The sequence below is a fragment of the Amycolatopsis cynarae genome, from assembly GCF_026802195.1.
GTDB classification, from domain to species: domain Bacteria; phylum Actinomycetota; class Actinomycetes; order Mycobacteriales; family Pseudonocardiaceae; genus Amycolatopsis_E; species Amycolatopsis_E rhizosphaerae.
Map to the genome: position 1 here is coordinate 3,267,324 of NZ_CP113836.1, position 26,107 is coordinate 3,293,430.

Below are 26,107 nucleotides of genomic sequence, written 5' to 3' on the forward strand. Positions count from 1 at the left end.
GGGCACGGTAGCGCCGCACTCAGGCCTCCGTCTCGGCGCCACGCCGAGTGGCGAAGGTGACCGCGGCCAGCACACCCGCGGCGGCCACCAGGCCCAGGGCGACCCCGAAGTTCAGGCGGTAACCGGCGGTCAGCGCGACCGCCCGCGGCACACCCGAGGCCGCAAGCCCGTCGGTGCGGGTGGCGGCGAGCACCGCCAGCACCGACAGCCCCAGCGCTCCCCCGACCTGCTGGGTGGTGTTGAACAGGCCGGACGCGAGCCCGGTGTCCTCGGGGCGGGCGTCGCGCATGCCCAGCGTCATCAACGCCGGCATGGCGAAGCCGAAGCCGATGCCCAGCGCGAGCAGCGCGGGCAGCACGTCGGCCACGTAGCTGCCGTCCGCCCGGATCACGGCCAGCAGTGCCACACCAGCGGCGATCAGCACGAGGCCGCCCAGCAGCACCGGTCGCTCGCCGAACCTGGCGGTCACGCGAGCCGAGGCGACCAGGGAGATCACCGCGATCGACGCGGCCGCCGGCAGCATCGCCAGCCCGGTGCCCTGGGCGGACAGGCCCAGCACCTGCCGCAGATACAGCACGATGTGGTACTGGAACGCGAACATCGCCGCGATCAGCAGCATGAGCACCAGGTTGGCGCCGCTGAGCGTGCGGGACCGGAAGATCCGCAGCGGCAGCAGGGGGTGTTCCGCGCGGGCCTGCCGCACCAGGAACGCGACGACCAGGACGATCGCGACGGCGCCGAAGCCGAGGGTGTGCGCGGAAGTCCAGCCGTGCCCGTCGACCTCGACGATGGTGTAGACCAGGAGCATGAGCCCCGCGGTGATGAGCACGCCGCCCGGCACGTCGGCACCCGCCGCCAGTCCCACGCCGCGGTCGGCCGCCAGCACCCGCAGTGCCACCGCGACGGCCGCCACGCCGATCGGCAGGTTGATCAGGAAGATCCAGTGCCAGCTGACCGCCTGTGTCAGCACCCCGCCGACGACGGTGCCGATCGACCCGCCCGCCGCCTGGACGAAGCTGAACGCGCCGATCGCCTTGGCCCGCTCCCCGGGTTCGGGGAACAGCGCCACCACCATGCCCAGCGCCACCGCGGAGGAGGCGGCGCCGCCGATGCCCTGGACGAACCGGGCGACCACCAGGACTTCGGCGTTCCAGGCCACGCCGCACAGCAGCGAGGCCGCGGTGAACACGATCATGCCGAGCAGGAACACCCGGCGGCGGCCGATGAGATCACCCAGCCTGCCGGTCAGCAGGAGCAGCCCGCCGAAGGCGATCCCGTAGGCGTTGATCACCCACGCCAGGCTCGACGGGCTGAACCCGAGGTCCTGCTGGATGGAGGGCAATGCGACGTTCACGATCGTCTGGTCCAGCACGATCATGAGGGTCTGGGCGCACAGCACCGCCAGCGCGAGCAGGCGGGAGCGGGCGAGCGTGGATACGGCCTGGGACACCTCTGACCTCCAAAGGAGCACGATTTGTAACAGTGCCCATGATCTGTTCCTGTCGAGGTGAGCGGAAGAAGGCACTTCCGTGTCCCAGTGGCACACGGAGGTAACCGTCCAGGTCCGGGTCTCGCCACCGCGCCGCACGTGACCTGGACGACTCCGGCTGGGGCCGGGGATGGCCGACCCCTGCGCCGTGAGGGGTCAGGGGAAACGGTTTGTAACAGGGGGTCCTGGCCGTAACATAGGGGCCCGGACCAAGGAGGCGAGCATGTCGGAATGCGGAACGCCGAACGCGGAGATCACCGAAGCCTGCCCCATCATGGAGGTGCTGGACCATGTCGCGGGCAAGTGGAGCATCGGCATCCTGGTGGCCGCGGCCCACGGGCCGGTGCGCTTCACCGAACTGGAGCGGGCCGTCGAAGGGATCAGCCGTCGCATGCTGACCCTCAACCTGCGCAAACTCGAACGTGACGGGCTGCTGATCCGCACCGTGTACCCGACCGTCCCGCCGCGGGTCGAGTACACGCTCACCGACATGGCCCGCGAGCTCTACGCCTCGCTCACCGGTCTGCTCGACTGGGCCGAACGGCACCGCGGTTCCATCGCACAGGCGCGCACCGCCTACGACTCCACCAACGACAAGGTCGCCGTCTGAGTCCCACGGTCAGAACAGGGGCCAGGGGATGGCGCGCCAGTCGTCGCCGGGCTCGGGGAAGACCCCGGCCGCCAGCAGCCGCTCGGCCCGATGGGCGATCGCGCGGATCTCCGGCCCCGTCAGATGCGCGGAGAGCTCCTCGCCTAGCGCGCCGCTGAGCTTCTCCGGCAGGGCACGAAGCTTGTCCACCGCGTCCTCCGGCAGCGGGTCACCGATCCAGCCCCACAGCACCGTGCGCAGTTTCGGCTCGGCGTGCAGGCAGATCCCGTGGTCCACCCCGTACACCTGCCCGTCCGCCCCGCACAGCACGTGACCGCCCTTGCGGTCGGTGTTGTTGGCAATGATGTCCAGTATCGCGAGGTCCCGGATGCCGGGGTGGTCGGCGTGGGTGAGCACGGCGGGCTCCCCGAGCCGGTCATGGGCGTGCAGCACGATCCGCCAGCCCTCGGGCACCTCGGCGGGGGGCCGCACGTCGATCAGCTCCTCGTCGGAGGTCTCGACCCACAGTTGCACCATGCCCTCGCCGAACGGTCCCTCCCGCAGCACGGTGGGTGGGATGCTGCCGATCCCCGAAGCCGCCGACAACAGGTACGTCGCCACTTCGCGCCCGGCGAGGGTCCCGTCGGGGAAGTCCCACAGGGGACGTTCACCGGAGACCGGCTTGTAGACCGCGTTCGCGCGAACACCGTCGAGCTCGATCGAGCAGAACAGCGTCACGTTCGACGCGTCCACGAGCCGGCCCTCGACCTCGAGCCGCCCCCGCTCGATGAGCTGTCTGGCGGCCGGATCGGTGGGGTGGAGATCTTCGGCCACGGATGCCTATTCCTCGGTCAGGTCGGTTTCACGCCGATACCCATTCTGCCTCGGGCAGATGTGGCCGGCGGGGTCCAGTGGCTCGCCGCACAGCGGGCAGGGCTTGCGACCGGCGTTGACGACCCGTTCCGCGCGCTCGACGAAGGCGCGGGCGGCGGCCGGGGTGAGGAACACGCGGACGGCGTCCGGCCCCTCCTCGGTGTCGTCGAGCACGACCGTCTCGTCGACCTCGCCTTCGGTGATGGCGAGCAGTTCGATGACCACGGCCTTGCTTTCGGCGTCCCAGCCCAGGCCCATCGTGCCGACGCGGAACTCCTCCTCGACCGGCACCCGGAGCGGGTCTACGTCGACGAGTTCGCCGGGCACGATTTCGGGCACATCGGCGCCGAACCGGCTGGCGATCTCCTCGAGCAGTGCACCGAGACGTTCGGCAAGCACCGCGACCTGCTGCTTCTCGATGGTCACGCTGATGGTGCGGACGTCCTCGGACGCCTGCAGGTAGAAAGTGCGATCGCCGGGTTCCCCGACGGTTCCTGCGATGAACCGGTCGGGTTGGCGGAAGACGTGGATTACGCGAGCCATGGCACCCTCGACCCTAGGCCACCGTTCCATGATCGGCACCCGCCGCCCCTGATGTTGCTCCCGTGGAGCCCGTCACGTAGCGGTCCGAGACGGCTAGAGTGCGGTGTGTGCCCGAAATTCTGCCGTACGGAACCTGGACCTCACCGATCGCCGCCGCGGACGTGGCGGCGGCGGGAGGCGGTGCGCAGTGGCTGGACGTCGTCGACGGCGAAGTGTGGTGGGCCGAGGCCCGGCCCGCCGAAGGCGGCCGCCTGACCCTGCTGCGCAACGGCGAGGAGATGCTGCCCGCGCCGTGGAACGCGCGCAACCGGGTGCACGAGTACGGCGGGCGCCCCTGGGTGGTGGCCGGGGGCGCGCTGTATTTCACCAACTGGGACGATCAGCGCGTCTACCGCCGCGATCCGGCCAGCGGTGACATCGCGCCGGTCACGCCGGAACCCTCGGCGCCCCAGGGGGTGCGCTACGGCGATCTGCGTCCGGGGCGCGGCGGCACGGTGTGGGCGGTGCGGGAAACCAGCATCGGCCCCCGCCGCGTGGACATCCGCCGCGACCTGGTCGAACTGACCGGGGAGCAGCCGAAGCCGCTCGCGGCCAGCCACCATTTCCTGACCGCGCCGCAACTGTCTCCCGACGGGCGGCACGCGGCGTGGCTCGGCTGGAACCATCCCGCGATGCCTTGGGACGAAACCGAACTCTGCGTCGCCGAGGTGGGCGCCGACGGCGCGTTCGGCCCGCACCGGGTGCTGGCCGGAGGTGCCGGTGTGTCGGTCTGCCAGCTCGAATGGGAGTCCTCCGGCTCGCTGCTCGCCCTGCTGGACCCGCGGGGCTGGTGGAACCTGCACCGGATCACGCTCGACGGGCAGGTGACGGAGCTGGCACCGGCGGAACGCGAACTCGGCGGTGCGCTGTGGAAGATCGGCTCGCGCTGGTTCGCACCGCTGGGCGAAGGCCGCTACGCCGTGCTGGACTCGGGACGCCTCGCCGTCCTGGACGAGAACGCGCGCACCATCGCCGGTCTCGCCCCGGAACTGACCGAGTGGGCCGCCGCCCTCGCCGTGCACGACGGTGACGTGGTGGGCATCGCCGCGGGGCCCGATCGGGAAGGCGCCGTGGTCCGGGTGGATCCGCGGTCCGGCACCGTCACACCGCTCACCGAGGCCCCCGAAGTGCCCGTGGCCTACCTCCCGGTGCCGGTGGAGCGCGTGTTCACCGGCACCGGCGGAGAGCGGATCCCCGCCTACCTCTACCCGCCGGCCAACCCCGATCACGCCGCCCCGGAAGGGGAACTGCCGCCGTATCTGGTGCACGTCCACGGGGGACCGACCGGACGGAACTTCCCCGTGGCCGACCTGGACTTCGCCTACTTCACCAGCAGGGGTATCGGAGTTGTGGCGGTGAACTACGGTGGCTCCACCGGGTACGGCCGCGAGTACCGCGAACGGCTGCGCGAGCAGTGGGGCGTGGTCGACGTGCGGGACTGCGTGACGGTCGCCGAAGCGCTCGTCGCCGAGGGCATCGCCGACCCGGCGCGCCTGGCGATCCGCGGCGGGAGCGCGGGCGGGTTCACCTCGGCCGCCGCGATGACCACGGAACGGGTGTTCCGCGCCGGGACGGTCAAGTACCCGATCCTCGACCTGGCGGGCTGGACCGGGGACGGCGGGGAGACCCACGACTTCGAATCGCGCTACCTCGACGGCCTGGTCGGCCCGCTGCCCGAGGCACGGGAGCGCTACGTCGCGCGTTCGCCGCTCACCCACGCGCAGGACCTCACCGGGCCGGTGCTGTTCCTGCAGGGCCTCGACGACCAGATCTGCCCGCCGGACCAGGCCGACCGGTTCGTGAAATCCTTGCGGGGCAAGGGAATTCCATACGCATACCTGACCTTCGATGGCGAGCAGCACGGCTTCCGCAAGGCGAGCACGATGATCGCGGCGCTGGAGGCGGAGCTGTCCTTCTACGGCCAGGTGTTCGGTTTCGCGACACCGGGTGTGCCGCGGCTGGACCTGCACCGGTGAGGCGGCTCGAACCGGGCGACACGGTCGCACTGGTCACCCCCGCCGGGCCGGTGCCGTCCGAGGTGCTCGACCGGGCGGTCGCGGCGCTGGAAGCCTGGGGGCTGGTCGTGCGGAGGCCGCCGACTCCCGGCACCGGCACCGGCACCGTGCCGCCGTATCTCGCCGACGGTGACGAGCGCCGGGCCGCGGACTTCCAGGCCGCCTGGCTGGATCCCGGCGTCGCGGCGGTGATCGCCGCCCGGGGCGGCTACGGCACGCAGCGCATGCTCGACCTGGTGGACTGGTCCGCGCTGCGGGCGGCCGGCCCGAAACCGTTCGCCGGGTCCAGCGACATCACCGCTCTGCACCAGGCGATCGCCACGCACCTGAGCTGGCCGACCCTGTTCTCCCCCATGCCCGCCGGGACCTTCTGGGACGAAGAGGCGAGCGAAGGGCTGCGGCGGATGTTGTTCGGCCCCGCCACCCCGGTCGTGCTGCCCGCAGCCGAGGCGCTCTCGCCGGGCATCGCCCGCGGCCCGCTCACCGGCGGGAACCTCAGCCTGCTCGCCGCCGGGCTCGGCACGCCGGAGCAGCGCGGGGCGGCGGGCGCGATCGTTGTGCTGGAAGACGTCGAGGAACAGCCGTACCGGCTCGACCGGATGCTGACCCAGTTGCTGCGGGCAGGCTGGTTCGACGGCGTGGCCGGGATCGCGCTCGGCTCGTGGACCGGCTGTGGCGAGCCGGAGGCGGTGCGCGCCGTCATGCTGGACCGGCTCTGCCCGCTCGGTGTGCCGATCCTGTGGGACCTGCGCTTCGGCCACCTACCGGGCGCCGCCACCCTTCCGCTCGGCGGCGAGGCCGTCCTCGACGCCACCACCCTGCACCTCACCGTCACACCGAAGTGAGCACGCGGTGCCTGTGAGGGGTCCTCTCACAGCCGTATCGGCGGCCGTATCGACCGTGAGAGGACCCCTCACGGCAGCGCCCGGCAGGGTCGGCAGGGCCTAACGAGGTGTCCGGAAGCCGCCGATCCTCTGCTCGAGCAGTTCGGCCAGCCTCAGCGGGGTGCGATCCTCGAACATCGGACCGATGAGCTGCACTCCCACCGGCAGGCCCTCGGGTGACCGGCCCGTGGGTACGGCGGTGGCGGGCAGGCCGGGCATGGTGGCCAGACCGGCCCAGACAAGCTGGTCGAAGTACGGGTACTCGACGCCGTCGATGTCGATGCGCCGCTCCAACGGATTGGGGTTGTGGTCGTGCGGGAACGCGGGGGTGGGCGTGATCGGGCACACCACGGCATCGAACTCGGCGAACAGTTGCCGCCAGCCGTGGCGGTGGGCCTCGCGACGGTTGTTCGCCTCCATCCAGTCTCGGTGGCTGAACACCATGGCGCGCAGCCGCGTAGCGTCGAGACTCTGGTCGTCCGCGCTCATTCCGGCGACGCGGGTCCGCAGTTGCTCGAGCGATTCGATGGGAAAACGCGCAACGGAGCCCGAAATCAGCAACTGCATGTAGAGCCGCGCCGCTTCGGTGAGATCCGGCAGCAGTGGACTGTGCCGTTCGACCCGTGCGCCGCCGTCGACGAGCGCGTCGGCGACCCGGTTCACGCCCGCCCTCACGGCGGATCCGGTCGGAATGAGCGGATGCTCGTCGAGGACCAGGACCCGGAAGTCGCCGAGCCGCTCATGGCGAGCGGGCGGCAGTGCCAAACGGTGCGCCACACCGAAAGTCAGCGGATCCGGCCCGGCCATCACGTCGAGCAGGAGCGTGAGGTCGCGGGCGCTGCGCGCCATCGGCCCGACCACGGCGAGGTCCAGGTCGACCGGCAACGCCGGCTGGGACGGCGGGACCATACCGCGGTTCGCCGCCAGCCCGAGTGTCGGCTTGTGTGCGTAAACGCCGCAGAAATGCGCGGGGGTGCGCAGCGAGCCGGCGAGGTCGGAGCCGATGGACAGCGCGCCGAATCCGCACGCCAGCGCCGCCGCCGACCCGCCGGAGGACCCGCCCGAGGTGCGACTGTGATTCCAGGGGTTGTTGGTGGTGCCGTAGATTTCGTTGAAGCTCTGGATGTCTTGCAGCCCCAACGGCACATTGGTCTTACCGAGCACCACCGAGCCCGCGGCCTTGAGCCGCGAAACCTGGACCGCGTCCTCGGCCGGCACAGAGTTCCGGTGCGGCGGCATGCCCCAGGTCGTGGGCAGCCCCGCGATGTTGTAGGACTCCTTGACCGTCACCGGAATACCGAGCAGCGGCCGGTCCTCGCCGCGGGCGCGTGCCTGGTCGGCACGGCGTGCGGCGGCCCGCGCACGGTCGAAGTCCGGCACGCAGATCGCGTTGACCGCCTTGTCGTACCGCTCGATACGAGCGATTGCCTCGTCGGTCAGTTCCACCGAGCTCACCTCACCGCCACGCAAGGCAGCTGCAAGCTCTTCGGCCGTCCGAAAACTCCATTCCATAAATACGACCGTACCGGGCCCATTATTCCGTGACAGGAGGAGAAAACGATGAATTCTGAGGTATCCGTCTCGTTGCACGAAGCGGTATTTCATGGCCTTTCTCGCGTTATCGTAAATTGATTGACGCCAAGCAGGGCGCTGTGCCCGTCGTCCGTTCCCGCACGATCAGGAACAGGACCAGGAAGGGGTCGCCGCCCGGCAACCCGCGGCTCTAACCTGCGGGCATGGAGTTTCCGGAGGCGGAGGCCCGCGCACGGTTCGCGGCGGCGCGGGTGGCGCGGCTGGCCACCGCGGGCACGGACGGTGTGCCGCACCTGGTGCCGGTCACCTTCGCGGTGCACGACGGCGCGGTCGTGTTCGCCGTCGACCACAAGCCCAAACGCCACGGTGATCTGCGCCGGTTGCGCAACATCCGGGCCAATCCGGCGGTCGCCTTCCTGGTGGACTTCTTCGACGAGGACTGGACGCACCTGTGGTGGGTCCGGGCCGACGGGCAGGCGTCGATCCTGACCGAACCCGCCGGGCGCGCCGGACCGCTGGACGCACTGTGCGCGAAGTACCCCCAGTACCGGGATCGCATACCGCAAGGACCGGTGGTCCGCACCGAGGTGTACCGGTGGCGGAGCTGGTCCGCGTCCTGACGGGTCCTTCGGTCGCCGGTCGTGCCGTCGCTGCTCCCGTTCTCCGATCGCGGCCTACTGTTCCTGGGCGCACTGGCATCTCCGTACTCCCGCTGGCACGTTCGCGTCCGGCCGTGGATTCACACCACCGTCAGTGGCCGGAGGAACTCGGCGACGTCCGCGTGGTGGAGGTGCTCGGCCCAGCCCAGTGGTGTGTCGCCGAACCGGGCGTCGCGGATGTTCGGGTCGGCGCCCAGACCGACCAGCAGGCGGACGCCGGGCAGGTCGTCAGCCGCCGCAGCCTGGTGCAGCGCGGTCTGCCATTCCTGTTCCAGCGGGACGTCGGCACGGCCCAGCGCGTTGACGTCGAATCCGAGTTCCACCAGCAGCGGGACAGCGTGCCAGGCACGGCGGGCGGCTGCCCACACGATCAGCCCGGGCCGCTGCCGGCGTGCCCCAGCGGCGTTCTCCCGCAGCCGGTCCACGGTGGCGTGGTTGCCGGCCAGGGCAGCCGCGACGAGCCCGTCGGCCCCCTCGGCCGGCGGGGAGGAAGCGCCGTGCGCGGCCAGGTACGCCAGCACCTGTGTGCTGCCGCATACCGCGGCCAGCCGTGCTGGTGTGGTGCCGTGCCAGGCCCGCAGGTACACCGGGCGGTCGTCGGGGAATCGGAACGGAGCACGTGGGTCTGCGCCGTGCTCGGCGAGCAGCCGTACCCGGCCGGTCAGGTCGTGGGTGATCGCCCACCACAACTGGTCGGCGATCAGCTCGGCGGGCGACGGGATCGCGCTGCCCAGCCGGGCCCGCCACGGACCGCCGTCGCCATGGCCAAGGCCGTGGTCGAGCAGCAGGACCAGGTGGTGGTCGGCGGGGTCGGACTGCCGGTTGTACAGCGCCTGGGCGTCGTTGGGGTCGGCGCCCGCGGCCAGCAGCGTGCGGGCCAACGCGTCGGCCTGCGGGTGGGCGGGCTGCCCGCCGTCGCCGCCGCCCAGGGCACCGGTCAGGGCGGTGAAGGGCGAGGGCAGGCCGTGCCAGAGATAGCCGGCGTTCGGGTCGGCGCCGTGGTCGAGCAACACGCGAGCGGCCCGGACGATCGCGTCCGCGCCGATGTCGGGATGGTGCCGGGCGTACGCGAGATACAGGATCGGCTCCCACCCGAACGGCCCGCCTTCGGTCGCGGCCAGCGTCGGATCCGCGGCCAGCAGGGCGGCGAGCGCGTCGGTGTCGGCCGCGGCCGCCGCCGCGTGGACCGAGGCGTTGGTGAGTTCGGGGTGCGCGGCGAGCAGTTCGGCGGCTCGGTGCCAGCGGGCCGGATTGTCGTCGTGACCGTAGCGCAGGCAGGCCAGCAACGGGAACTGATCGGCGGGCGAACCCGCTGTGCCGACCTGATCGGGGACACGGCGGTAGCGCTGGATGGTCTCGACGTGTCGCTTGAGCGTGGCCCACGACGAGAACCCGTGACGGCGGGCCACGACCAGTTGCGCGCCGGCCAGTGACGGCGGGTGCGGCCCATCCGGGTGATGGGTGCCCACGAGGCCCAGCGCCTCCGACGCGCCGGCCCTGGCCTGGTCGCGTAGGTCCTTCGCCTGCTTGCGCAGCTGTTCGAGGCTGGGGTCCTCGGGAAGAGGATCGGTCGCCATGGCGACCTCCTTCCATGGCCCGCGGTCCGCTACGCCGGGCTGAAAGGAGGTACAGGGCCATACCGATGCCGCGCACGCAACCGGGTGGGCTCAGCCCTGTCCGCGGACCGGTGGCGTCCCGGGACGCCACCCGCAGTCTAGCCAGTGGCCTCACCGCCGCACCATTATCGCTGGTCGGCCAAAGCCGATGGGTGTGGCACCGGGGCGGCGAGCCTGCAGCTGGTGGGCGGAGTGTCGCTGCTGAGGCCGGAGGAGCAGGTGTTCGCGGCGATGCCGGCGCGTTCGCCAATCAGCAGCTGGCCCGCAACCTGGCCTGTCCGGGCGTTCTCCCACTACGTCAGCGCTTTCCTGGCCACCCCGCCTACGAGTGGACCGCCACGTGCGAGGAGCGGTTCGGCACGCACCCGATCCAGGTCGTGCATGAGTGGAACACCGCCGAGCACGTCCAGGTCATCGAGGCCGACCCGTGGCGCGCATCCGCGCGTTCGGCCACAAGGCCTGGCTGCCGGCGTTCCGAGACACGACGCTGTTCAAGACCGCCTACGCCTTCGGGTTGCGGCGCAACGAAACCAGGATGTTGGACGCGGCCGACTTCGCCCGCAACGTCGCGGGGCCGGAGTTCGGCGTCAGGTCAGCAGGGGATCCCGAGGGTCTTGCCCAGATCGGTCCACTCGTGGGTTCCGGCGGCGTTGACGATCACCAGACGGTCCACGAGGCTGGTCCTGTTGGGGCCGCAGAGATTCTGGCGGGCTTGCTGGCTCTTCTTGCCTTTGAGGAATGCCTCCACGGCGGGACGGATGCCCCCATACATCATTGCCGGCCCGACGGAGGGCTCCAGCTCGATCACCAGGACGCGCTCGAAACCCGGCGGGCAGTTCTCGTCGGATCCTGTTTTCTGGCCGTTGAGCTGCTGGGCCCCATCGCGCACGTTGGACCCCAGGCTGCCCAGGCTCTTCAGGGCCTTGACCTGGACGCAGCGCTTGACCGGCTTGCCGTCTTGGGTGCTGGTATAGATCGCATCGGCGTGGTACTGCTTGCCGTCGTCGGCGGTGTAGTTCCCGTCGTACCAGACTCGTGCGGTCGGGTCGGTTTGGAGAAGGTGCACGAGGTGCTCCAACTGGCGGCGTTTGCCGAGTTGGCCGGGCGCTCCGGCATCGCTGACCCGCCTGCGCAGATCGCCGGGGTTCTGCAGCCTGCCGGAGTCGACGATCTTCTCCCACAGCGGCAACTGGCCGCTCCGGTTCGCGCTGTTGAGGGCCTTCAACGCGGAGGCGTTGACCTTCTCGGCGTCCGAGCCCGACGTCGGCGTGTCTTTGGTCATCGCATCCAGCAGGCGGGTGGCCGCGGGCCGCAGCGGTACGTCGATACTGCTCAGCTCGGATTGCTTGTCGGGCTGCAGGCCCCGGGCCCGCAGCCGCTCGGCGACGTCGGGGTCGGGGCCATACAGCGCCGAGGAGTACACCCACACGTTCACTGTGTAGTTCACCGTCCCGCCCGTCGCCGGCGCCAGGTTGGCGTGAGAGAAGGTCACCTGCTTGGACTGGCCCGGCGCGAGGGTGCCCAGCGGCGACGGCGCGCCAGGGTCGCCGGGGTCGTTGGTATAGAGGGTCGCGTCGGCCGCCTGCGCGCCGGAGTTGGTGACCTCGATGGTGTGCGTGCAGGTCGGGCTGGTGCACAACGACGGGGTCAGCTCGTTGATCTCGAACTCCGGCCCACTTGATGCCCGCTGGCCCCCTAGCCGGCCGGCTCCGTCGTCGGTCACGGCCTCGGCGGAGGCGGAGGCGACCGCAGAACGTGTGGCGTCGGCCTTGTCCTGCGTGGCCTGCCGAGGCGCCATCGACACGTAGGGTCCGGTGTCGTTGCCGTCCGGGTCGTCGGCCTGCAACGGCCGGTAGACCGCGGGGCCCGCCACCATCGGCCCGGCCGGGCGCCAGGCGGCGGGGCGGACCGGGCCGTCGCTCGCGTGCGGGTTCCCGCCCAAGGCCAGCACGGCGTGCGGTGCCTCGTCGCCGATCAGCACTGTCCACCCGCGTGCCGTGTATGCCGTGGCCGGGTGCCCGTCCGGGGTCTGCCAGGGCCCGTCCCGCTGCACGTCCGGGGCGGAGGTGACCTGACGCACCAGCTCGGCCAGCGCCTTGGGGGTGATCGTGCCCGCGTCCACCCCGAAGCTGTCCAACATGTAGTAGCCCGAGCGTTTCTCCGGCTTCACCCATCGGCCGGCGGAGGTCAGGACGTCGGCGTACTGCGGATCCTGCTGCGCCCAGAACTCGGGATCGCCCTGCAGGTACAACTGCCCCCCGGACCAGGCGGCGTCCGCCGACCCGGCCTCCGGCTCCCGCAGCGTCCCCGCGGCCTGTCCGTCCGCGGTGACCGTCAGGTCGGCCTCGGTCACCGGCGGGTCCTGCTCGCCGTAAACGCCAGGCTGGTAGGACACCGTCAGCTGTACCGCCGGCCACGCCTGCAGCGCGTCCGCCGCTGCCGCCCCGACCTCGGCCGGCGGCGCACCTGAAGCGGACGCCGCAGCACCGGCGGGGTCCGCGGAGCCATTCGGCAGCGACACCCAGACGATCAGCCCGGCCACCAGCGCCACCACCAGCCCGGCGCCGCCCAGCAACACCGCCTTCCGACGCCGCCATGCTGGGCGCGCGGCCCCCCCGACATTGGGTGGGGCCTGCGCGAACGGCTGCTGCTGCCGCCACTCCGGTCCGGTCACGATTGCCCCAATCCAACCTAGGAAGCACCGACGACACATCGGCACACGCAAAGTAGCGGTCGTTGATGAAATCTTGATGACACCGCATGACGTATGTCCCCGGTGATCACTCACGGCCACGACCAGCAAGAACCCGCGACAGTTGAATACGCGAATTCGCCAGGCGGTGATCCCTGCCCGCCGGGAAGCTAACCGCTCGGTCAGAACGCTGACCGGCCGGTTAGAGTGGGGTCATGGAACGGACCACCTGTTGTGTCGTGGGCGGCGGGCCCGCCGGAATGATGCTCGGCCTGCTGCTGGCCAGGGCCGGGATCGCGGTCACCGTCCTGGAGAAGCACGGCGACTTCCTCCGGGACTTCCGGGGCGACACCGTGCACCCCTCGACCCTCCGCCTGCTCGACGAACTCGGTCTCGCCGACCGGTTCGCGGTGCTCCCGGCTCGCCGGCTCGAGGAGATGCGCATGCTGATCGGGGATACGACGGTCGTAGCGGCCGACTTCCGGCGCATCCCGGGCAAGTACCGCTACATCGCGATGGTTCCGCAGTGGGACTTCCTCACGCTGCTCGCCGACGCGGCCGCCGAAGAGTCGCTGTTCACGTTGCGGATGAACACCGCGGTGACCGGCCTGCTCACGTCGGGCGGCCGGGTCACCGGCGTGCGGTACGTGGACGAACACGGTGCCGACGGCGAGCTCACCGCCGACCTCGTCGTCGCCTGCGACGGCCGCGACTCCCTGGTCCGGCGGGAGGCCGGGCTCGCGTTCACCGAGTTCGACGTGCCGATGGACGTCTGGCAGGCCCGTGTCCCGGCACGGCGCGACGCACTCAAGGACGGGCGGGTGTTCGCCCGGTTCACGGCAGGCCAGGCGGCGGTGACCATGGACCGGGGCGACTACTTCCAGACCTCCTACCTGATCGGGAAGGGAGTGGACGGGCAACTCCGCGCCCGGGACATCGGCTGGTTCCGCGAACGCCTCGGCGAACTGTTCGACTGGGACGAAACGGTCACCGCCGCCATCACGTCCTGGGCGGACGTGAAGCTCCTCGAAGTGCGGATGGGGCGCATGCCGCGCTGGTACACCGAAGGCCTCCTGTGCCTCGGCGACGCGGCCCACACCATGTCTCCCGTGGGCGGGGTGGGCGTCAACCTGGCGGTGCAGGACGCGGTCGCCGCCGCCCGGATCCTCGCGCGGCCGCTGCGGAACGGCACCGTCACCGCCGCGGACCTGGCACGGGTGCAGAAGCGGCGGTGGCTGCCCATGGTGGTCACCCAGCGGTCCCAGCGTGGCGAGCACGAGATGCTGCTGCGGCCCGCGTTGGAGGGCACGCTGCGCGGTGATCGCCTGCCGGTGCCGCTTCGGCTGGTGCGGCGGATGCCGTTCCTGCGCGGCGTGACCGCCTACCTGGGCGGGATCGGCGTCCGCCCGGAACACGCCCCCGGCTTCGCCCGCCGCTGAGTCCTCACCGGTCGATCGCGCGGCGGGTGAACTCCTCCAGCTCGTCGGCCGCGCGGTCCAGGTCGAGGTCGGGATGGACGAGCCAGTGCGAGACGACGTTGTCGATGGCGCCGCCGATGGCCAGTGCCACGACCTGCGGGTCGAACTCGCGGAACTGCCCGGCCCGCTGCCCGGCCACGAGCAGTTCCGCCAGCGTCTGCCAGCGCCGCCCGACGTCGTGCTGCCCCGGCGTCTTCAGCTGGGTGCCGCCCTTGTCGTCGAGCAGCATTTCCGTGATCACTCGGACGTGGCTGCGGTTGTCCCGCTGGTACTCGATCATGCCGCGCATCGAGGCGAGCACGGCCGCGCGCGGGTCCGGGGCGTTGTCCACCCGCTCGCGGACGAAGCGGGTGAAGCGGTCCAGCACGTACGTGAGCGCGGCCTGGGTGAGCTCGTCCTTGGACGAGAAGTGGTAGAGCACCGCCGCCTTGGAGATCCCGGCGTCCTCGGCGATGGCCGCTAGCGAGGTCGCCGGGTATCCGCGTGTCGAGATCAGCCCGATGGTGCTGTCGATGAGCTGTTGCCGGCGGGCGCGCTCCGTGAAGGTCGGCGTGTCCCGGTCCCGGCGAGGCGTCATCGCGCGGGGACCTGCCCACCCTCGGCCACCGTGCCCGTGGAGGCGGCCGCGCTGCCCGCCCGCTGCCGCTGCCACGCGCCGACCAGGCCCAGCGGATCCGGGCGCAGCAGGGACGCGGCCGCGTACAGGCCGAACGCGATGGTCACCGCGACGAACCACCAGTCGTAGAGCGCCTGCTCTCCGGTCGGGTAGTACGCCATCACCAGGAAGATCGCCACGGCGACCACGATCGCCAGGTGGCGCCGCCGCCACGGGAAGGCGGCGGCCACGACGAAGCCCCAGGTCAGGTACCAGGGCAGGGTCGGCGGAGCGAGGATCGCGGTGGCCAGCAGGGTCATCGCCATCCGGAAGATCGCCTCGTTGCCGCCGAAGCGGGCCTTCCACCACTGGCGCACGAAGAACACCGCGAGTGCCAGCCACGAGAACAGGCGGGCGACGGTGACGAACGGCGACTCCGGCACGTTCACCACGAGGTGCACCACGGTGTAGACGATCTGGCCGATCCCGGTCGACGGGTTGAGCCAGTTCGTCACCAGCTGAGGCGCCTTCAGACCGGTGACCCAGCCCAGGTTCACCGAGCCGAGCGAAACCCAGGTGCCCGCCACGAACACCACGGCGAAGATGCCGAGCGAGGCCGCCCCGGCCTTGACCAGGTTGCGCATCCGGTTGTCACCGGGCAGGTGGTTGACCCACACCCAGACCAGGAACGGCAGCGCGATCGCCGCGGTCGGCTTGATCAGCATGCCGACGGTGACCAGCGCGACCGCGAGCACGTGCTTGCGCTCCAGCGCCGCGAGCACACCGACGGTGAGAGCACCGATCATCAGCAGGTCGTTGTGCGGGCCGCCGACCAGGTGGATCACCGTCATCGGGCTGGCCACCGCCAGCCACATCGCGATCGGCACCTTGCCGCCGAGATGGCGCACCAGGCGCGGCAGCGCCCAGACCATCGCGCCGAGGCCGACCAGCAGCACCAGGCGGGTGACGATCACGCCGGCGATCACGTTGTCCCCGGTCACCGCCACGATTCCCTTGGCGACCAGCAGGAACAGCGGACCGTAGGGGGCGGGCGTGGTCTGCCACACCGGGTGCACGTTCTGCACCACGTTCGGCAGGATCGTCAGCTCGGCGGGGCCGTGCGCGTACGGGTTGAGCCCGTGCAGCAACTGGGCGCCCTGGCCGAGGTAGGAGAACACGTCGCGAGTGAACAGCGGCGGCGAGATGATCAGCGGGCCCATCCAGCACGCGGCCGCGACCAGGATGGGTTTGCTGCCGATCCGGCCGGCCAGCATGTACCGGCCCAGCCGCACCCAGGCCCACACGACGAGCGCGAACCCGCCGTAGAGCACGGCGTTCGCCAGCATCCGGCCGTGCCCGTAGCGCAGCCAGGACAGCGGTCCGGCGCCGATGACCGGGTCGCGGATCAGGATCCCGGCGGCACCCAGCGCGCCGAGAAGCAGCAGCAGACTGCCGATGGTCCCCATCGCGATGGTGCGGTAGGGAAACGGGGAACCGCCGCGGACGCCGTCCACCGCCGGAGACGCCTCGGCGGGCGTTCCGGGGTCCTGGCCCAGTGAGGGGGCGTCCGGCGCGGGATCAGTAGTGGTCGCCATTTCGATCTGGAAGATTACACACCGCGCTGAGACGGTTTCTCGGTGGCGGCTGTTTTCCTTGACTCAGTTCGTGGAGGACGGTATGTGGGCCCTGCTCACCCCGCCCGGGAGCGCGGCGAGCAGTGACTTCGTGTAGTCGTGTCGCGGGTCGAGCAGTACTTCCTCGACCGTACCCACCTCGACCAGTTCGCCGCGATACATCACGGCGACGCGGTCGGCGATGTTCCAGGCCAGGCCGAGGTCGTGGGTGATGACCAGCCCGGCGAGCCCGAGTTCACGGCGCAGCCGCAGCAGCAGGCCGAGGATCTCGCCGCGCACCGAGGCGTCCAGCGAGGCCACCGGTTCGTCGGCGACCACGACGCTGGGGCGCAGCGCGAGCGCGCCCGCGATCACCACGCGCTGCCGCTGGCCGCCCGAGAGCTCGTGCGGGAGCCGGGTCAGGAAATCCTCGGCCGGGCGCAGTTCGGCGGCCTCCAGCGCGGCCGTCACGATTTCCCGCTCGTCCCCGGGCAGCCGGTGGATGCGCGGGCCCTCGGCGACCGCCTCGTACACCGTGTGCCGGGGGTTCAGCGCGCTGGTCGGGTCCTGCAGCACCAGCTGCACCTGCCGCCGGTACGCCCGTAGGCCCGCCCCGGAGGACGGCACCGGCTCGCCGTTGAACCGCACCGAACCCGAAGTCGGTTTCTGCAGGCCGAGCAGGGTGCGGGCGAGCGTGGTCTTGCCGGAGCCGGACTGCCCGACCAGCGCCACGATCTCGTTGCGCCGGACCTCGAGGTCGACCCCGGCCACGGCCTGGATCTTCGCGCCCTTGCGGTCGGTGAAGGCGACCCGGAGATCGTGTGCGGACAGCAGCACGTCCTTCTCGGCGGGGGCCTCCGGTTCCGGCGGCAACGGGGTGCTGGTCGCGGGGGCGAACCGGGACACCGGGTCGCCGACCGTGGGGAAGGCCGCGGCCAGTGCCCGGGTGTGGTCGTGCCGCGGTTCGGCCATCACGTTCGCGCTGGGGCCGTGCTCGACGAGTTCGCCCCGGTACATCACGGCGATGCGGGAGCAGGTCGAGGCGAGCACCGACAGGTCATGGCTGATCATGATCAGGCCGAGGTGCTGTTCGGCGACCAGCTTGCGCATCAGGTCGAGCACCTGGGCCTGCACGATCACGTCGAGCGCGGTGGTCGGCTCGTCGGCGATGATCAGCCGGGGGCGGCAGGCCAGCGCCATCGCGATCATCACGCGCTGCTTCTGCCCGCCGGAAAGCTCGTGCGGGTACGCCGCGGCCCTGGCGGGTGGGAGGTCGACCTGGTCGAGCAGTTCGGCGACCCTGGCGTCGACCTCGGCGTCGCCGAGGCTCTTGCCCGCGTGCAGCCGGATCGGTTCGGCGATCTGCATCCCGATCTTGCGCACCGGGTTCAGCGCGTGCATGGCCCCCTGGAACACCACGGACGCCTCCGCCCACCGCACCGCCCGCAGCCTGCCCCAGCGCATGGCGGCGACGTCCTCGCCGTCGAGCAGGATCTCGCCGCTGACGCGGGCCGACTTCGGCAGCAGCCGCAGCACGCTCATCGCGACGGTGGACTTGCCCGAGCCCGACTCCCCCGCCACGCCGAGCGTCTCGCCCGGCTCCAGGCGCAGGTTGACGTCCCGGACCGCGGCCACCTCACCGCTTCCGGTGCGGTAGGTGACGCCCAGGTTCTTCAGTTCGAGCAACGCGGTCACGATTCTCCCCTGGTGTCTTGCGGGACACCCGCACCCGGTCGGCGTCGATGGCTGGCTGCGCGATTGTCACCCATCACGCCTCCTTAGCCGCGGGTTGAGCACCGTCTCCAGCGCCCGGCCGACGAGGGTGAAGCACAGCACGATCACCACGATCGCCAGCCCCGGCGGCAGCAGGTACCACCAGGCACCCGAGGTCACCGCACCCGAACCGAGCGCGCGCTGCAACATGGACCCCCACGACACCTGGCTGGGGTCGCCGAGGCCGAGGAACGACAGCGTGGACTCCGCGATGATCGAGTTGCCGACCACCAGCGTGGTGTTGGCCAGCACGATCGGCAGCACCCCCGGCAGCACGTGCTTTCCGATGACGTGCGCGTGCCCGCCGCCGAGCGCCTTCGCGCGCTCGATGTAGGGCCTGCTTTCGATGGTCAGGGTCTGGGCCCGCACGAGGCGGGCGGTGGTGGGCCACGAGGTCACGCCCACCGCGAGGATGATCGTGGCCACGCCCTGCGGCAGGACCGCGGACAGCGCGATCGCGAGCACCAGCGAGGGCAGGACCAGGAAGAAGTCGGTGAACCGCAGCAGCACCGCCGCCACCCAGCGGCCGAAGTGCCCGGCGGCGAGCCCGACGAGCGTGCCGATGAACACGGACAGGATCGTCGCGGCGAACCCGACCAGCAGCGACACGCGGGCGCCCCACAGGGTCAGCAGCAGCACCGAGCGGCCGTCCACGTCGGTGCCCAGCAGGAACTGCCCGCTCGGCGGCTGCAGGGGCCTCCCCGGCGCGTTGACCACGTCCAGGCCTGCCGGATCGGTGATCACCGGGGCCAGCACGGCCAGCACGACGATCACCGCCAGCACGCCGAGACCGGCCAGCCCGCCCCGGTTGGCGGCGAACTCCCGCCACACACGGCCCGCCGCCGCGCGGCGGCGCTGCCAGGCGATCGCGGTGCTCATTGCGCCCGCACCCGGGGGTCGAGCACGCGGTAGAGCAGTTCCGCGATCAGGTTCATCACGATGACCGAGCCGGCCAGCACCACGAAGACTCCTTGCAGCAAGGGAAGATCCGGCACGTTCAGCGCCTGGTAGGTGAGCAGGCCCAGCCCCGGCCATGAAAACACCGTTTCGACCGTGACGGTGCCCGAAACCACCATGCCGAACTGCAGGAACACCAGCGTCACCGTGGGCAGCAGCGCGTTCGGGACCGCGTGGTGGCGGCGCACCAGGTCGTCGCGCAGGCCCTTGGCCCTTGCCGTGGTCAGGTATTCGGCGTCCATCTCGCCGAGCAGCGACGACCGCATGACCAGCATGTACTGGGCGTAGAGCACGGCGAGCAGGGTCAGGCACGGCAGGACGAGGTGGTAGGCCACGTCCAGCGTCTGGCCGAGGAAACCGGTCCCGGCGTTCGGGGAACGCATCCCCCCGCTCGGGAACAGCCCGTGCGTGGCGATGAGCAGCAGCAGCCCGAGCCAGAACTGTGGCACCGACCACAGGGTCAGCGCGATCCCGGTCTGGGTGCGGTCGAACAGGCTGTCCCGGCGCCAGGCCGCGCGCACGCCCAGCCACATCCCGATCGCCACGGCCAGGACCGTGGCCGTGCCGACCAGGAGCAGCGTGGGCCAGAACCGTTCCGCGATGAGATCGGCCACCGGCCGGTTGTAGGCGTAGGAGCTGCCGAGATCACCGCGGAACAGGCCGCCCAGGTAGTCCAGGAACTGCTGGATGACCGGTTTGTCCACGCCGAGCCGTTCCCTCAGCTGCGCGAGCTGTTCGGGCTTGGTCGGGCGGTCCCGGGTGAGCGTGGCGACGGGGTCGCCGGGGATCGTGCGGAACAGCACGAACCCCAGCGTCACCACGAGGAACAGGCTGGCCACCGCTCCGCCGAGCTTGCCGAGCAGGAACCGGGCCGTGCCGGTGCCCGCCCGCCGTTCGTCGGGGTCGGCGCCTCCGGCGGGCCCGGCGAGCCCGGCACCGGCGAGTGCTTCCGTCACGCTCACTCCTGGTCGTCGGCGGACTTCTTCCGCCGTGCCACCGCGGTCCCGGCCACTGCCAGCACGATCACCGCACCCGCGCCGATCCCGAGCCAGGCGCCGGCGGACAGGCCACCGCCCCCGGCGGAGGACTCACCGGCCGGAACGGCGCCGTAGTAGGACCAGTAGCCGCTCTGCTCCATGATCGTGCCGGTGTTCGCGGGCTGCTTCGGGAAGCTCGCCCAGCGGTCGGAGCGGTAGGCCTCCAGCGGGTTGTCGTACTCCAGGACGAAACTGGGCACCTGGCTGTAGTAGCGGGCCTGGGCCTGCTTCACCAGTTCGGCGCGCTTGGCCTGGTCCAGTTCGGTGCTCTCCTGCTGGTAGAGGCTGTCGAACTGCGGGTCGCAGAAGAACGCGCTGCTGCTGCTACTGCCTGCCGTGGCGGGCAGCGCCGAGCAGGTCTGCTTGCCCAGCACGTAGTCGGGGTCGGGGCTGGTGCCCCAGCCGGAGAAGGCCAGGTCGTAGTTGCCGCGGTTGGTCCGGTCGGAGACCTCGTTGTCCGACACGAGCTGCTTGGTGGCCTTGATGCCGACCGCGCCCAGCCAGCTCACCACGTAGTCCGAAGCACGCTGGGAGAAGTCCTCGCTGGCCTTGCCCAGCAGCCTCAGGGTCAACGGGCGCATGCCGTCCGGCCCCTTCGGGTAGCCGGCCGCGTCGAGTGCGGCGTTGGCGGCCGCCGGGTCGTACTTGAGCCGCTCGCCGTCACTGGGGTCCCAGTGGTAGGCGGGGAAGGATGCCGGGACGATGCCGCCGCCGAGCTGCGCGTTGCCGCCCATGACCTTGTCGATGAGCACCTGCGGGTCGAGGGCGCGGGCGATGGCCTGGCGGACGCGGACGTCCTTGAGCGCCGGGTTGCCGTCGCCGATCGGCTGGTGCGCGGCGTTCTGCGCGCCGGGGTTGATCAGCAGGTCGCGGTAGCGGCGGCCGTTGGCCTTGCTGGTGGTGATCCCGGACTGGCCCTGCAGGGCGTTGAACTGGGTGGCGGTGAGCCGGTTGACCAGGTCGACCTCGTTGTTCTTGAGGGCGTTGACCGCGGCGTCGGCGTTCTTGTAGCTGATGAACTGCAGCTCGTCGACCTTGGAGCGGCCGCGCCAGTAGTCCGGGTTGGCCTTGAGCCGCACCAGCTCGTTCGGGCGGTATTCGCTGATCAGGAAGGGCCCGTCGCCGACGCCCACGACGGGCACGGTGTCGGTCTTCGGGTCGTTCATGTCGCCGATCGGGGACCAGACGTGCTCGGGCACGATGGGCACGTCGAGGGCGTTCATGCTCGCTTGCGGCGCCTTGGTCCTGATCACCAGGGTCGCGTCGTCGGGCGCGGTGACGGAGGCGAAGTTCTCGACGTAGGTGCCGTTGGCCTCCTGCGCCTTCGGGTCGCTCATGATGCGGTTGAAGGTGTAGGCGGCGTCCTTGGCGGTGACCGGCTGCCCGTCGGACCACTTCATCCCCTGCCGGATGGTGTAGGTCCAGGTCAGCTTGTCGTCGGAGGCCTTCCACGAGGTGGCCAGGCCGGGGCTCGGCGTGTTGTCCTCGGCCGAGGGCAGGGTGAGGAACTCCCAGGCCATGCGGCCGATCATGGTGCTCGAGGCGAAGGAGGCGAGGAACGGGTTGAGGTGGTCGACCTCCTGCACGAGCGCCACCCGCAGCACCTTGCCGCCGCCGGTCTGCGCCTGTGCCTGGGGTGCGAAGGGACCCACCGCCAGAACCGCGGCCAGCACGGCGGCGGCAGGCCGCCACCGTCTCGGGGAACTGATCGCCACTTGCGTCCACCTCTCTGAAAGCTCTCGAAGCGGAAAAGTAACCACCTTGGCGCCCGTCAAGTCAACGACCATCTTCGTTAGTTTCCGAGCCGTAACGTAAGGTCTGGACCATGCGCATCCTGATCTCGGCGGACATGGAGGGCGCCACCGGCGTCACCTGGACCGACGACGTGGTGCCGGGAACGGAGCAGTGGCAGCGCTTCCGCCGCCTGTTCACCGGCGACGTCAACGCCGCCATCGCTGGCCTGCACTCCGGCGGCGCCACGGACGTCCTGGTGAACGAGGCCCACTCCTCGCAGCGCAATCTGCTGCTGGAGGACCTCGACGTGCGGGCGCGCCTGCTGACGGGCAGGCACAAGCCGCTGTCGATGATGCAGGGCATCGACTCGGGCGTGGACGGGGTCGTCTTCCTCGGCTACCACGCCGGGGCCGGGTTCGACGGGGTGCTCTCGCACACCTACCTGGAAAACCAGGTCACCGGGGTGTGGCTGGACGGGGTGGCCGCGAGCGAGGGCAGGCTCAACGCGGCGCTCGCCGCGGAGTACGGCGTGCCGGTACTGTTGGTCACCGGTGACGACGAAACCTGCGACGACGCCGCCGAATACGCGCCCGACGCGGTGCGTGTGGCGGTGAAGGAGTGCGTGAGCCGGTACGCGGCGATCTGCACCCCGCCGGAGCGCACCGCGATCGCGATCCGGGAAGCGGCCGAGCGAGGCATGGAACGGGCGTTGCGGGCCGCGCCGGTGACCGCCCCGCACCGGATCGAGGTCGAGTTCGACGCGAGCCATCTCGCGCAGGCCACGGCGGTGGTCCCCACCGTCGAACAGATCGGGGTCCGCCGGGTCGGTTTCACCGCACCCGACATGACCGAGGCGATGAAGGCGTTCAAGGTGGTCACGGCGATCGCCGCGGGCGCGGTACAGGGGATCTATGGCTGAGGGCACCACCGGGCCGGACGTGGTCGAACTGTGTGCCGCGCTGCTTCGGTTCGACACCACCAACACCGGTGATCCGGACACCTCGGCGGGTGAGCGTGACGCGGCGGAGTACGTCGCCACGGTGCTCTCCGCCGCCGGGATCGAGGCGAAGATCCTCGAATCCGCCCACCGCAGGGCCAACGTCCTGGCCCGCATCCCGGGCCGGGACCCGTCGCTGCCCGCGCTGCTCGTGCAGGGCCACCTCGACGTGGTGCCCGCGGACGCGGCGGACTGGTCGGTGCCGCCCTTCGCCGGGGAGATCCGCGACGGGTTCCTGTGGGGCCGCGGTGCGGTGGACATGAAGGACTTCTGCGCGATGGTGCTCGCCGCGGTGGCCGCCGGGCTGCGCCCGCGCCGCGACCTCGTGCTCGCCTTCGTCGCCGACGAGGAGGACCGCGGGATCTTCGGGGCGCACTGGCTGGCCACCGAGCACCGCGCGGAGTTCGACGGCTGCGCCGCGGCGATCAGCGAGTCCGGCGGGTACACCTACCACGTGCCCGCGGCGGACGGGCGGACCGTGCGGCTCTACCCGGTGGGCACGGCCGAACGGGGCACGGCCCATCTCCGGCTGACTGCCCGGGGCCGTGCCGGGCACGGTTCACGGCGCAACGACGAGAACGCCGTGGTGCGGCTGGTCGCCGCGCTGAACCGGATCGCCACCCACCGCTGGCCCGTCCACCTGACACCGACCGTCGAGGCCTTCCTCGTCCGGACCGGGAAGGCCCTCGGCGTCCCCATCGATCTGTCCGATGTGGATGGATCGCTGGCGCACCTCGGCCCGGCCGCCTCGCTGGCCGAGAACACCGTCCGCAACAGCACCACGCCGACCATGCTCGAAGCCGGGTACAAGGTGAACGTGATCCCGAGCGTGGCGCGCGCACAGGTGGACACGCGGGTCCTGCCCGGCACCGAGGACGCGCTGTTCGCCGAGCTCGACCGGCTCCTCGGGCCCGGCGTGGAGCGGGAGTTCGTCGCGCACCAGCCACCGGTGCAGGCGCCGGTGGATTCGCCGTGGTTCACCGCGATGGAGCAGGCGCTGCTCGCGGAGGATCCTCAGGCCGTGGTCGTCCCGTACTGCCTCGGCGGCGGCACCGACGCGAAGGCCTTCACCCCGCTGGGGATCGACTGCTACGGTTTCGCCCCGCTGTGGCTGCCGGAGGGCTTCCCGTACCGCGCCATGGCGCACGGGGTGGACGAGCGGGTCCCGCTGGACGGCCTGCGCTTCGGCACCCGGGTGCTGCACCACTTCCTCACCCACTGCTGAAGTACCTGACACAGCCCGGACCGGCAACCTCTTCCGCGGACAGCGGATCTTGGTTGAGCACCGACCGCTGTCCCCACTGCGGCCCCGGATTTCCGCATGGCTGCGGGCCGCCACCGTGTTCGTCCTGCGGATCGCGACACCCGAACACGACGATGCGGTGCAGCGGCTGCGAGTCCCCCGAACTGAGGAGATCGCGCGGCCCGCGTGAGGAACAGCACCCCTCCCCGAGTCCAGGAAGCACCGGGTGTTCCTACATCCGGTCCGGCATACGCCGGTCCGTAGCGCCCTGCACTGGTTTCCGGACCGAGCGAGGGCCACCTCACCAAGGAGTGCAATGTCCCCAAGACAAGAAAAGCTCCCGGCGCGCGGGGGGAGACGCTTCCGGGCCGCCCGCCGGACCGCTGCTGTCGTCACGGCGGGCGCGGCGGTCGCGGTCGGCGCTGGATTTCCACTGGCCGGTGCCTCTCCTGGCACTCCTGGCACGCCCCAAGCCCCCAGCACGATCTACCTGGAGGATTTCCAGAACGTCGCCTCACCCGCCCCCATCCTCCGGCTCAACCAGTACACCGGCGCGAACGGTCAAAGCTACTTCGCGGATCCGGCTTGGCTGAGCAACTGCAACGGCTTGGTCACGTCCTTCGGCCAGGATCCCAACGCCCCCGGCCCGACGTCGATGTCGGACTGCGGTCCCTTGACCTGGAATGGCTCACAACAGATCGCGTACGCGCTGGGTGGCAGTTCGGCGAACCCAGCCGGAAACTACGCGATCACGGCCGCCACGGGACATGACGGTGTGGCTGTTGATCCAGGTGCCCCCAAAGTCGAGTTCCAGACCGGTTTCCAAGCGGGGCAGAACATCGCGCTGCCGGGGAAGAATCGTTTTCTCCTGCTGAGCTATGACGTCGCGGTCGAGGGCTGCCAGGCCGCACATCCGTTCTTGTACTGGAACCTACTGGACACTGCCGGCACGCCATCGCCTCTGGGCGTACAGATCGATCCCTGTGGTAGCCCGGTTCTGCACCCGGTCACAGTCCCTGGAATCGGCCTCGCTCCCGGCCCCGGCGACATCGACGTCGGCACCTTCTACGCGGGCGCGACCCTGTACGCCGGTGACTCCGCCGGTCTCCAGCTGGTCAACAACCAGCCCTCCGGTGGCGGCAACGACCACGCCTTCGACAACGTCAAGCTCATGGATGCCACACCACAGCTGGACAAGTCCTTCGACCTGAGCAGGGCCCAGCCCGGTCAGGCAGTGCCGCTGACCTTCACGATCACCAACACCAGCGAACTGGCGGCCAAGAACGGCTGGTCCTTCACCGACACCTTGCCTTTGGGAATGGTCGTCGCGGGCGCAGCCGGCACGAACTGCCCAAGCGGTGTGGTCACCGCACCGAACGGCAGCTCGTCGATCTCGGTGACGGGCAACCTCGACCTTGGTATGGCCTCCTGCACCGTCACCCTGAACGTCACGGCGGCCCATGACGGCAACTACACCAACGGTCCCGGCAACATCACCGTGGTCGGGCTCAACCCCCCGGCTGACACAACTGTCCAGGTCGTGCCCATGATGTCCTGGCCTGTCGGACTCGCGGCAGCGGTGCTCGGCTCCGGCGCCTGGCTGCTCGGACGACGCAAGGAAGTCGTGACCACCAGCTAGTTCAGTCGTCGTTGCGCGACTCGCCTGCACAGGAATCGTGGGGCACGATCGTGTCCGCCCCGTGCACCATGTCCGGGGCGGGTGTCTCCCGGTGCCAGGTCCGGCGCCG

The 26,107-nt window shown here is 70.8% G+C and carries 21 protein-coding genes; 9 read left to right on the plus strand and 12 right to left on the minus strand.

The features are described 5' to 3' along the window. Positions 1-19 precede the first annotated feature (19 nt). Complete coding sequence (locus ORV05_RS15745; protein ID WP_268759239.1) at positions 20-1,450, minus strand: DHA2 family efflux MFS transporter permease subunit; 1,431 nt, start codon at positions 1,448-1,450, stop codon at positions 20-22. Between the two features lie 262 nt (positions 1,451-1,712). Here ORV05_RS15745 and ORV05_RS15750 point away from each other — a divergent pair, with 262 nt between their 5' ends. Next, a complete protein-coding gene (locus ORV05_RS15750) occupies positions 1,713-2,099 on the plus strand; it encodes a winged helix-turn-helix transcriptional regulator (RefSeq protein WP_268759240.1) in 387 nt (128 codons plus the stop codon). A gap of 9 nt (positions 2,100-2,108) precedes the next feature. Here ORV05_RS15750 and ORV05_RS15755 read toward each other — a convergent pair whose 3' ends face one another. Continuing rightward, positions 2,109-2,912, minus strand: coding sequence for an SCO1664 family protein (locus ORV05_RS15755; RefSeq protein WP_268759241.1), 804 nt, complete (start codon positions 2,910-2,912; stop codon positions 2,109-2,111). A 6-nt stretch (positions 2,913-2,918) separates the two neighbouring features. Next, complete coding sequence (locus ORV05_RS15760; protein ID WP_268759242.1) at positions 2,919-3,494, minus strand: DUF3090 domain-containing protein; 576 nt, start codon at positions 3,492-3,494, stop codon at positions 2,919-2,921. Positions 3,495-3,601: 107 nt separating this feature from the next. Between ORV05_RS15760 and ORV05_RS15765 the strand changes: the two genes are divergently transcribed. Continuing rightward, positions 3,602-5,509 (plus strand): prolyl oligopeptidase family serine peptidase, encoded by a 1,908-nt coding sequence (locus tag ORV05_RS15765; protein WP_268759243.1) that lies wholly within the window; start codon positions 3,602-3,604, stop codon positions 5,507-5,509. After that, positions 5,506-6,393, plus strand: coding sequence for a S66 peptidase family protein (locus tag ORV05_RS15770; protein WP_268759244.1), 888 nt, complete (start codon positions 5,506-5,508; stop codon positions 6,391-6,393). Before ORV05_RS15765 ends, ORV05_RS15770 begins: the two co-directional genes overlap by 4 nt. 99 nt (positions 6,394-6,492) lie before the next feature. Here ORV05_RS15770 and ORV05_RS15775 read toward each other — a convergent pair whose 3' ends face one another. Next, positions 6,493-7,944 (minus strand): amidase, encoded by a 1,452-nt coding sequence (locus tag ORV05_RS15775; RefSeq protein WP_268759788.1) that lies wholly within the window; start codon positions 7,942-7,944, stop codon positions 6,493-6,495. 224 nt (positions 7,945-8,168) lie between these two features. Between ORV05_RS15775 and ORV05_RS15780 the strand changes: the two genes are divergently transcribed. Beyond that, on the plus strand, positions 8,169-8,585 hold the full coding sequence (locus ORV05_RS15780) for a TIGR03668 family PPOX class F420-dependent oxidoreductase (protein ID WP_268759245.1): 417 nt from the start codon (positions 8,169-8,171) through the stop codon (positions 8,583-8,585). Between the two features lie 119 nt (positions 8,586-8,704). Here ORV05_RS15780 and ORV05_RS15785 read toward each other — a convergent pair whose 3' ends face one another. Both ORV05_RS15785 and ORV05_RS15790 read right to left on the minus strand, forming a co-directional pair. Next, positions 8,705-10,201 carry an ankyrin repeat domain-containing protein gene (locus ORV05_RS15785; protein ID WP_268759246.1) on the minus strand — a complete coding sequence of 499 codons (1,497 nt, stop codon included), beginning with the start codon at positions 10,199-10,201 and terminating at the stop codon, positions 8,705-8,707. A 631-nt stretch (positions 10,202-10,832) separates the two neighbouring features. After that, the gene (locus tag ORV05_RS15790) at positions 10,833-12,914 is read right to left on the minus strand and encodes a COG1361 family protein (protein ID WP_268759247.1); all 2,082 of its coding nucleotides are present in this window, start codon (positions 12,912-12,914) and stop codon (positions 10,833-10,835) included. A gap of 233 nt (positions 12,915-13,147) precedes the next feature. Between ORV05_RS15790 and ORV05_RS15795 the strand changes: the two genes are divergently transcribed. Then, positions 13,148-14,371 (plus strand): FAD-dependent oxidoreductase, encoded by a 1,224-nt coding sequence (locus ORV05_RS15795; RefSeq protein WP_268759248.1) that lies wholly within the window; start codon positions 13,148-13,150, stop codon positions 14,369-14,371. A 4-nt stretch (positions 14,372-14,375) separates the two neighbouring features. Here the strand turns inward: ORV05_RS15795 and ORV05_RS15800 are convergent, their stop codons facing one another. The 6 genes from ORV05_RS15800 to ORV05_RS15825 all read right to left on the minus strand — a co-directional run bounded on the left by ORV05_RS15800 (position 14,376) and on the right by ORV05_RS15825 (position 22,100). Beyond that, positions 14,376-14,987, minus strand: coding sequence for a TetR/AcrR family transcriptional regulator (locus ORV05_RS15800; RefSeq protein WP_268759249.1), 612 nt, complete (start codon positions 14,985-14,987; stop codon positions 14,376-14,378). Then, a complete protein-coding gene (mptB, locus tag ORV05_RS15805) occupies positions 14,984-16,600 on the minus strand; it encodes a polyprenol phosphomannose-dependent alpha 1,6 mannosyltransferase MptB (RefSeq protein ID WP_268759250.1) in 1,617 nt (538 codons plus the stop codon). Before mptB ends, ORV05_RS15800 begins: the two co-directional genes overlap by 4 nt. A gap of 63 nt (positions 16,601-16,663) precedes the next feature. Next, the gene (locus ORV05_RS15810; protein ID WP_268759251.1) at positions 16,664-18,313 is read right to left on the minus strand and encodes a dipeptide ABC transporter ATP-binding protein; all 1,650 of its coding nucleotides are present in this window, start codon (positions 18,311-18,313) and stop codon (positions 16,664-16,666) included. Positions 18,314-18,379: 66 nt separating this feature from the next. Beyond that, positions 18,380-19,270, minus strand: coding sequence for an ABC transporter permease (locus ORV05_RS15815; RefSeq protein WP_268759252.1), 891 nt, complete (start codon positions 19,268-19,270; stop codon positions 18,380-18,382). Further along, a complete protein-coding gene (locus ORV05_RS15820; RefSeq protein ID WP_268759253.1) occupies positions 19,267-20,304 on the minus strand; it encodes an ABC transporter permease in 1,038 nt (345 codons plus the stop codon). The genes ORV05_RS15815 and ORV05_RS15820 overlap by 4 nt, the downstream gene beginning before the upstream one ends. A gap of 2 nt (positions 20,305-20,306) precedes the next feature. After that, positions 20,307-22,100 (minus strand): ABC transporter substrate-binding protein, encoded by a 1,794-nt coding sequence (locus tag ORV05_RS15825; RefSeq protein WP_268759254.1) that lies wholly within the window; start codon positions 22,098-22,100, stop codon positions 20,307-20,309. 110 nt (positions 22,101-22,210) lie between these two features. Here ORV05_RS15825 and ORV05_RS15830 point away from each other — a divergent pair, with 110 nt between their 5' ends. The 4 genes from ORV05_RS15830 to ORV05_RS15845 all read left to right on the plus strand — a co-directional run bounded on the left by ORV05_RS15830 (position 22,211) and on the right by ORV05_RS15845 (position 25,998). Continuing rightward, a complete protein-coding gene (locus tag ORV05_RS15830; RefSeq protein ID WP_268759255.1) occupies positions 22,211-23,038 on the plus strand; it encodes a M55 family metallopeptidase in 828 nt (275 codons plus the stop codon). Further along, positions 23,031-24,341: a M20/M25/M40 family metallo-hydrolase gene (locus ORV05_RS15835; RefSeq protein WP_268759256.1), complete on the plus strand. Its 1,311-nt coding sequence runs from the start codon at positions 23,031-23,033 to the stop codon at positions 24,339-24,341. Before ORV05_RS15830 ends, ORV05_RS15835 begins: the two co-directional genes overlap by 8 nt. A 49-nt stretch (positions 24,342-24,390) precedes the next feature. Next, positions 24,391-24,549 carry a hypothetical protein gene (locus ORV05_RS15840; protein WP_268759257.1) on the plus strand — a complete coding sequence of 53 codons (159 nt, stop codon included), beginning with the start codon at positions 24,391-24,393 and terminating at the stop codon, positions 24,547-24,549. A gap of 126 nt (positions 24,550-24,675) precedes the next feature. Then, on the plus strand, positions 24,676-25,998 hold the full coding sequence (locus ORV05_RS15845; protein ID WP_268759258.1) for a DUF7933 domain-containing protein: 1,323 nt from the start codon (positions 24,676-24,678) through the stop codon (positions 25,996-25,998). Positions 25,999-26,107 lie beyond the last annotated feature (109 nt).

What these genes read in the sequence shown, in the direction of transcription:
- ORV05_RS15760 (WP_268759242.1), bottom strand. Translation starts at nt 3,494, where the DNA reads ATGGCTCGCGTAATCCACGTCTTCCGCCAACCCGACCGGTTCATCGCA.
- mptB (WP_268759250.1), bottom strand. Translation starts at nt 16,600, where the DNA reads ATGGCGACCACTACTGATCCCGCGCCGGACGCCCCCTCACTGGGCCAG.
- ORV05_RS15845 (WP_268759258.1), top strand. Translation starts at nt 24,676, where the DNA reads ATGTCCCCAAGACAAGAAAAGCTCCCGGCGCGCGGGGGGAGACGCTTC.
- ORV05_RS15800 (WP_268759249.1), bottom strand. Translation starts at nt 14,987, where the DNA reads ATGACGCCTCGCCGGGACCGGGACACGCCGACCTTCACGGAGCGCGCC.
- ORV05_RS15780 (WP_268759245.1), top strand. Translation starts at nt 8,169, where the DNA reads ATGGAGTTTCCGGAGGCGGAGGCCCGCGCACGGTTCGCGGCGGCGCGG.
- ORV05_RS15785 (WP_268759246.1), bottom strand. Translation starts at nt 10,201, where the DNA reads ATGGCGACCGATCCTCTTCCCGAGGACCCCAGCCTCGAACAGCTGCGC.
- ORV05_RS15835 (WP_268759256.1), top strand. Translation starts at nt 23,031, where the DNA reads ATGGCTGAGGGCACCACCGGGCCGGACGTGGTCGAACTGTGTGCCGCG.
- ORV05_RS15795 (WP_268759248.1), top strand. Translation starts at nt 13,148, where the DNA reads ATGGAACGGACCACCTGTTGTGTCGTGGGCGGCGGGCCCGCCGGAATG.
- ORV05_RS15775 (WP_268759788.1), bottom strand. Translation starts at nt 7,944, where the DNA reads ATGGAATGGAGTTTTCGGACGGCCGAAGAGCTTGCAGCTGCCTTGCGT.
- ORV05_RS15830 (WP_268759255.1), top strand. Translation starts at nt 22,211, where the DNA reads ATGCGCATCCTGATCTCGGCGGACATGGAGGGCGCCACCGGCGTCACC.
- ORV05_RS15750 (WP_268759240.1), top strand. Translation starts at nt 1,713, where the DNA reads ATGTCGGAATGCGGAACGCCGAACGCGGAGATCACCGAAGCCTGCCCC.
- ORV05_RS15815 (WP_268759252.1), bottom strand. Translation starts at nt 19,270, where the DNA reads ATGAGCACCGCGATCGCCTGGCAGCGCCGCCGCGCGGCGGCGGGCCGT.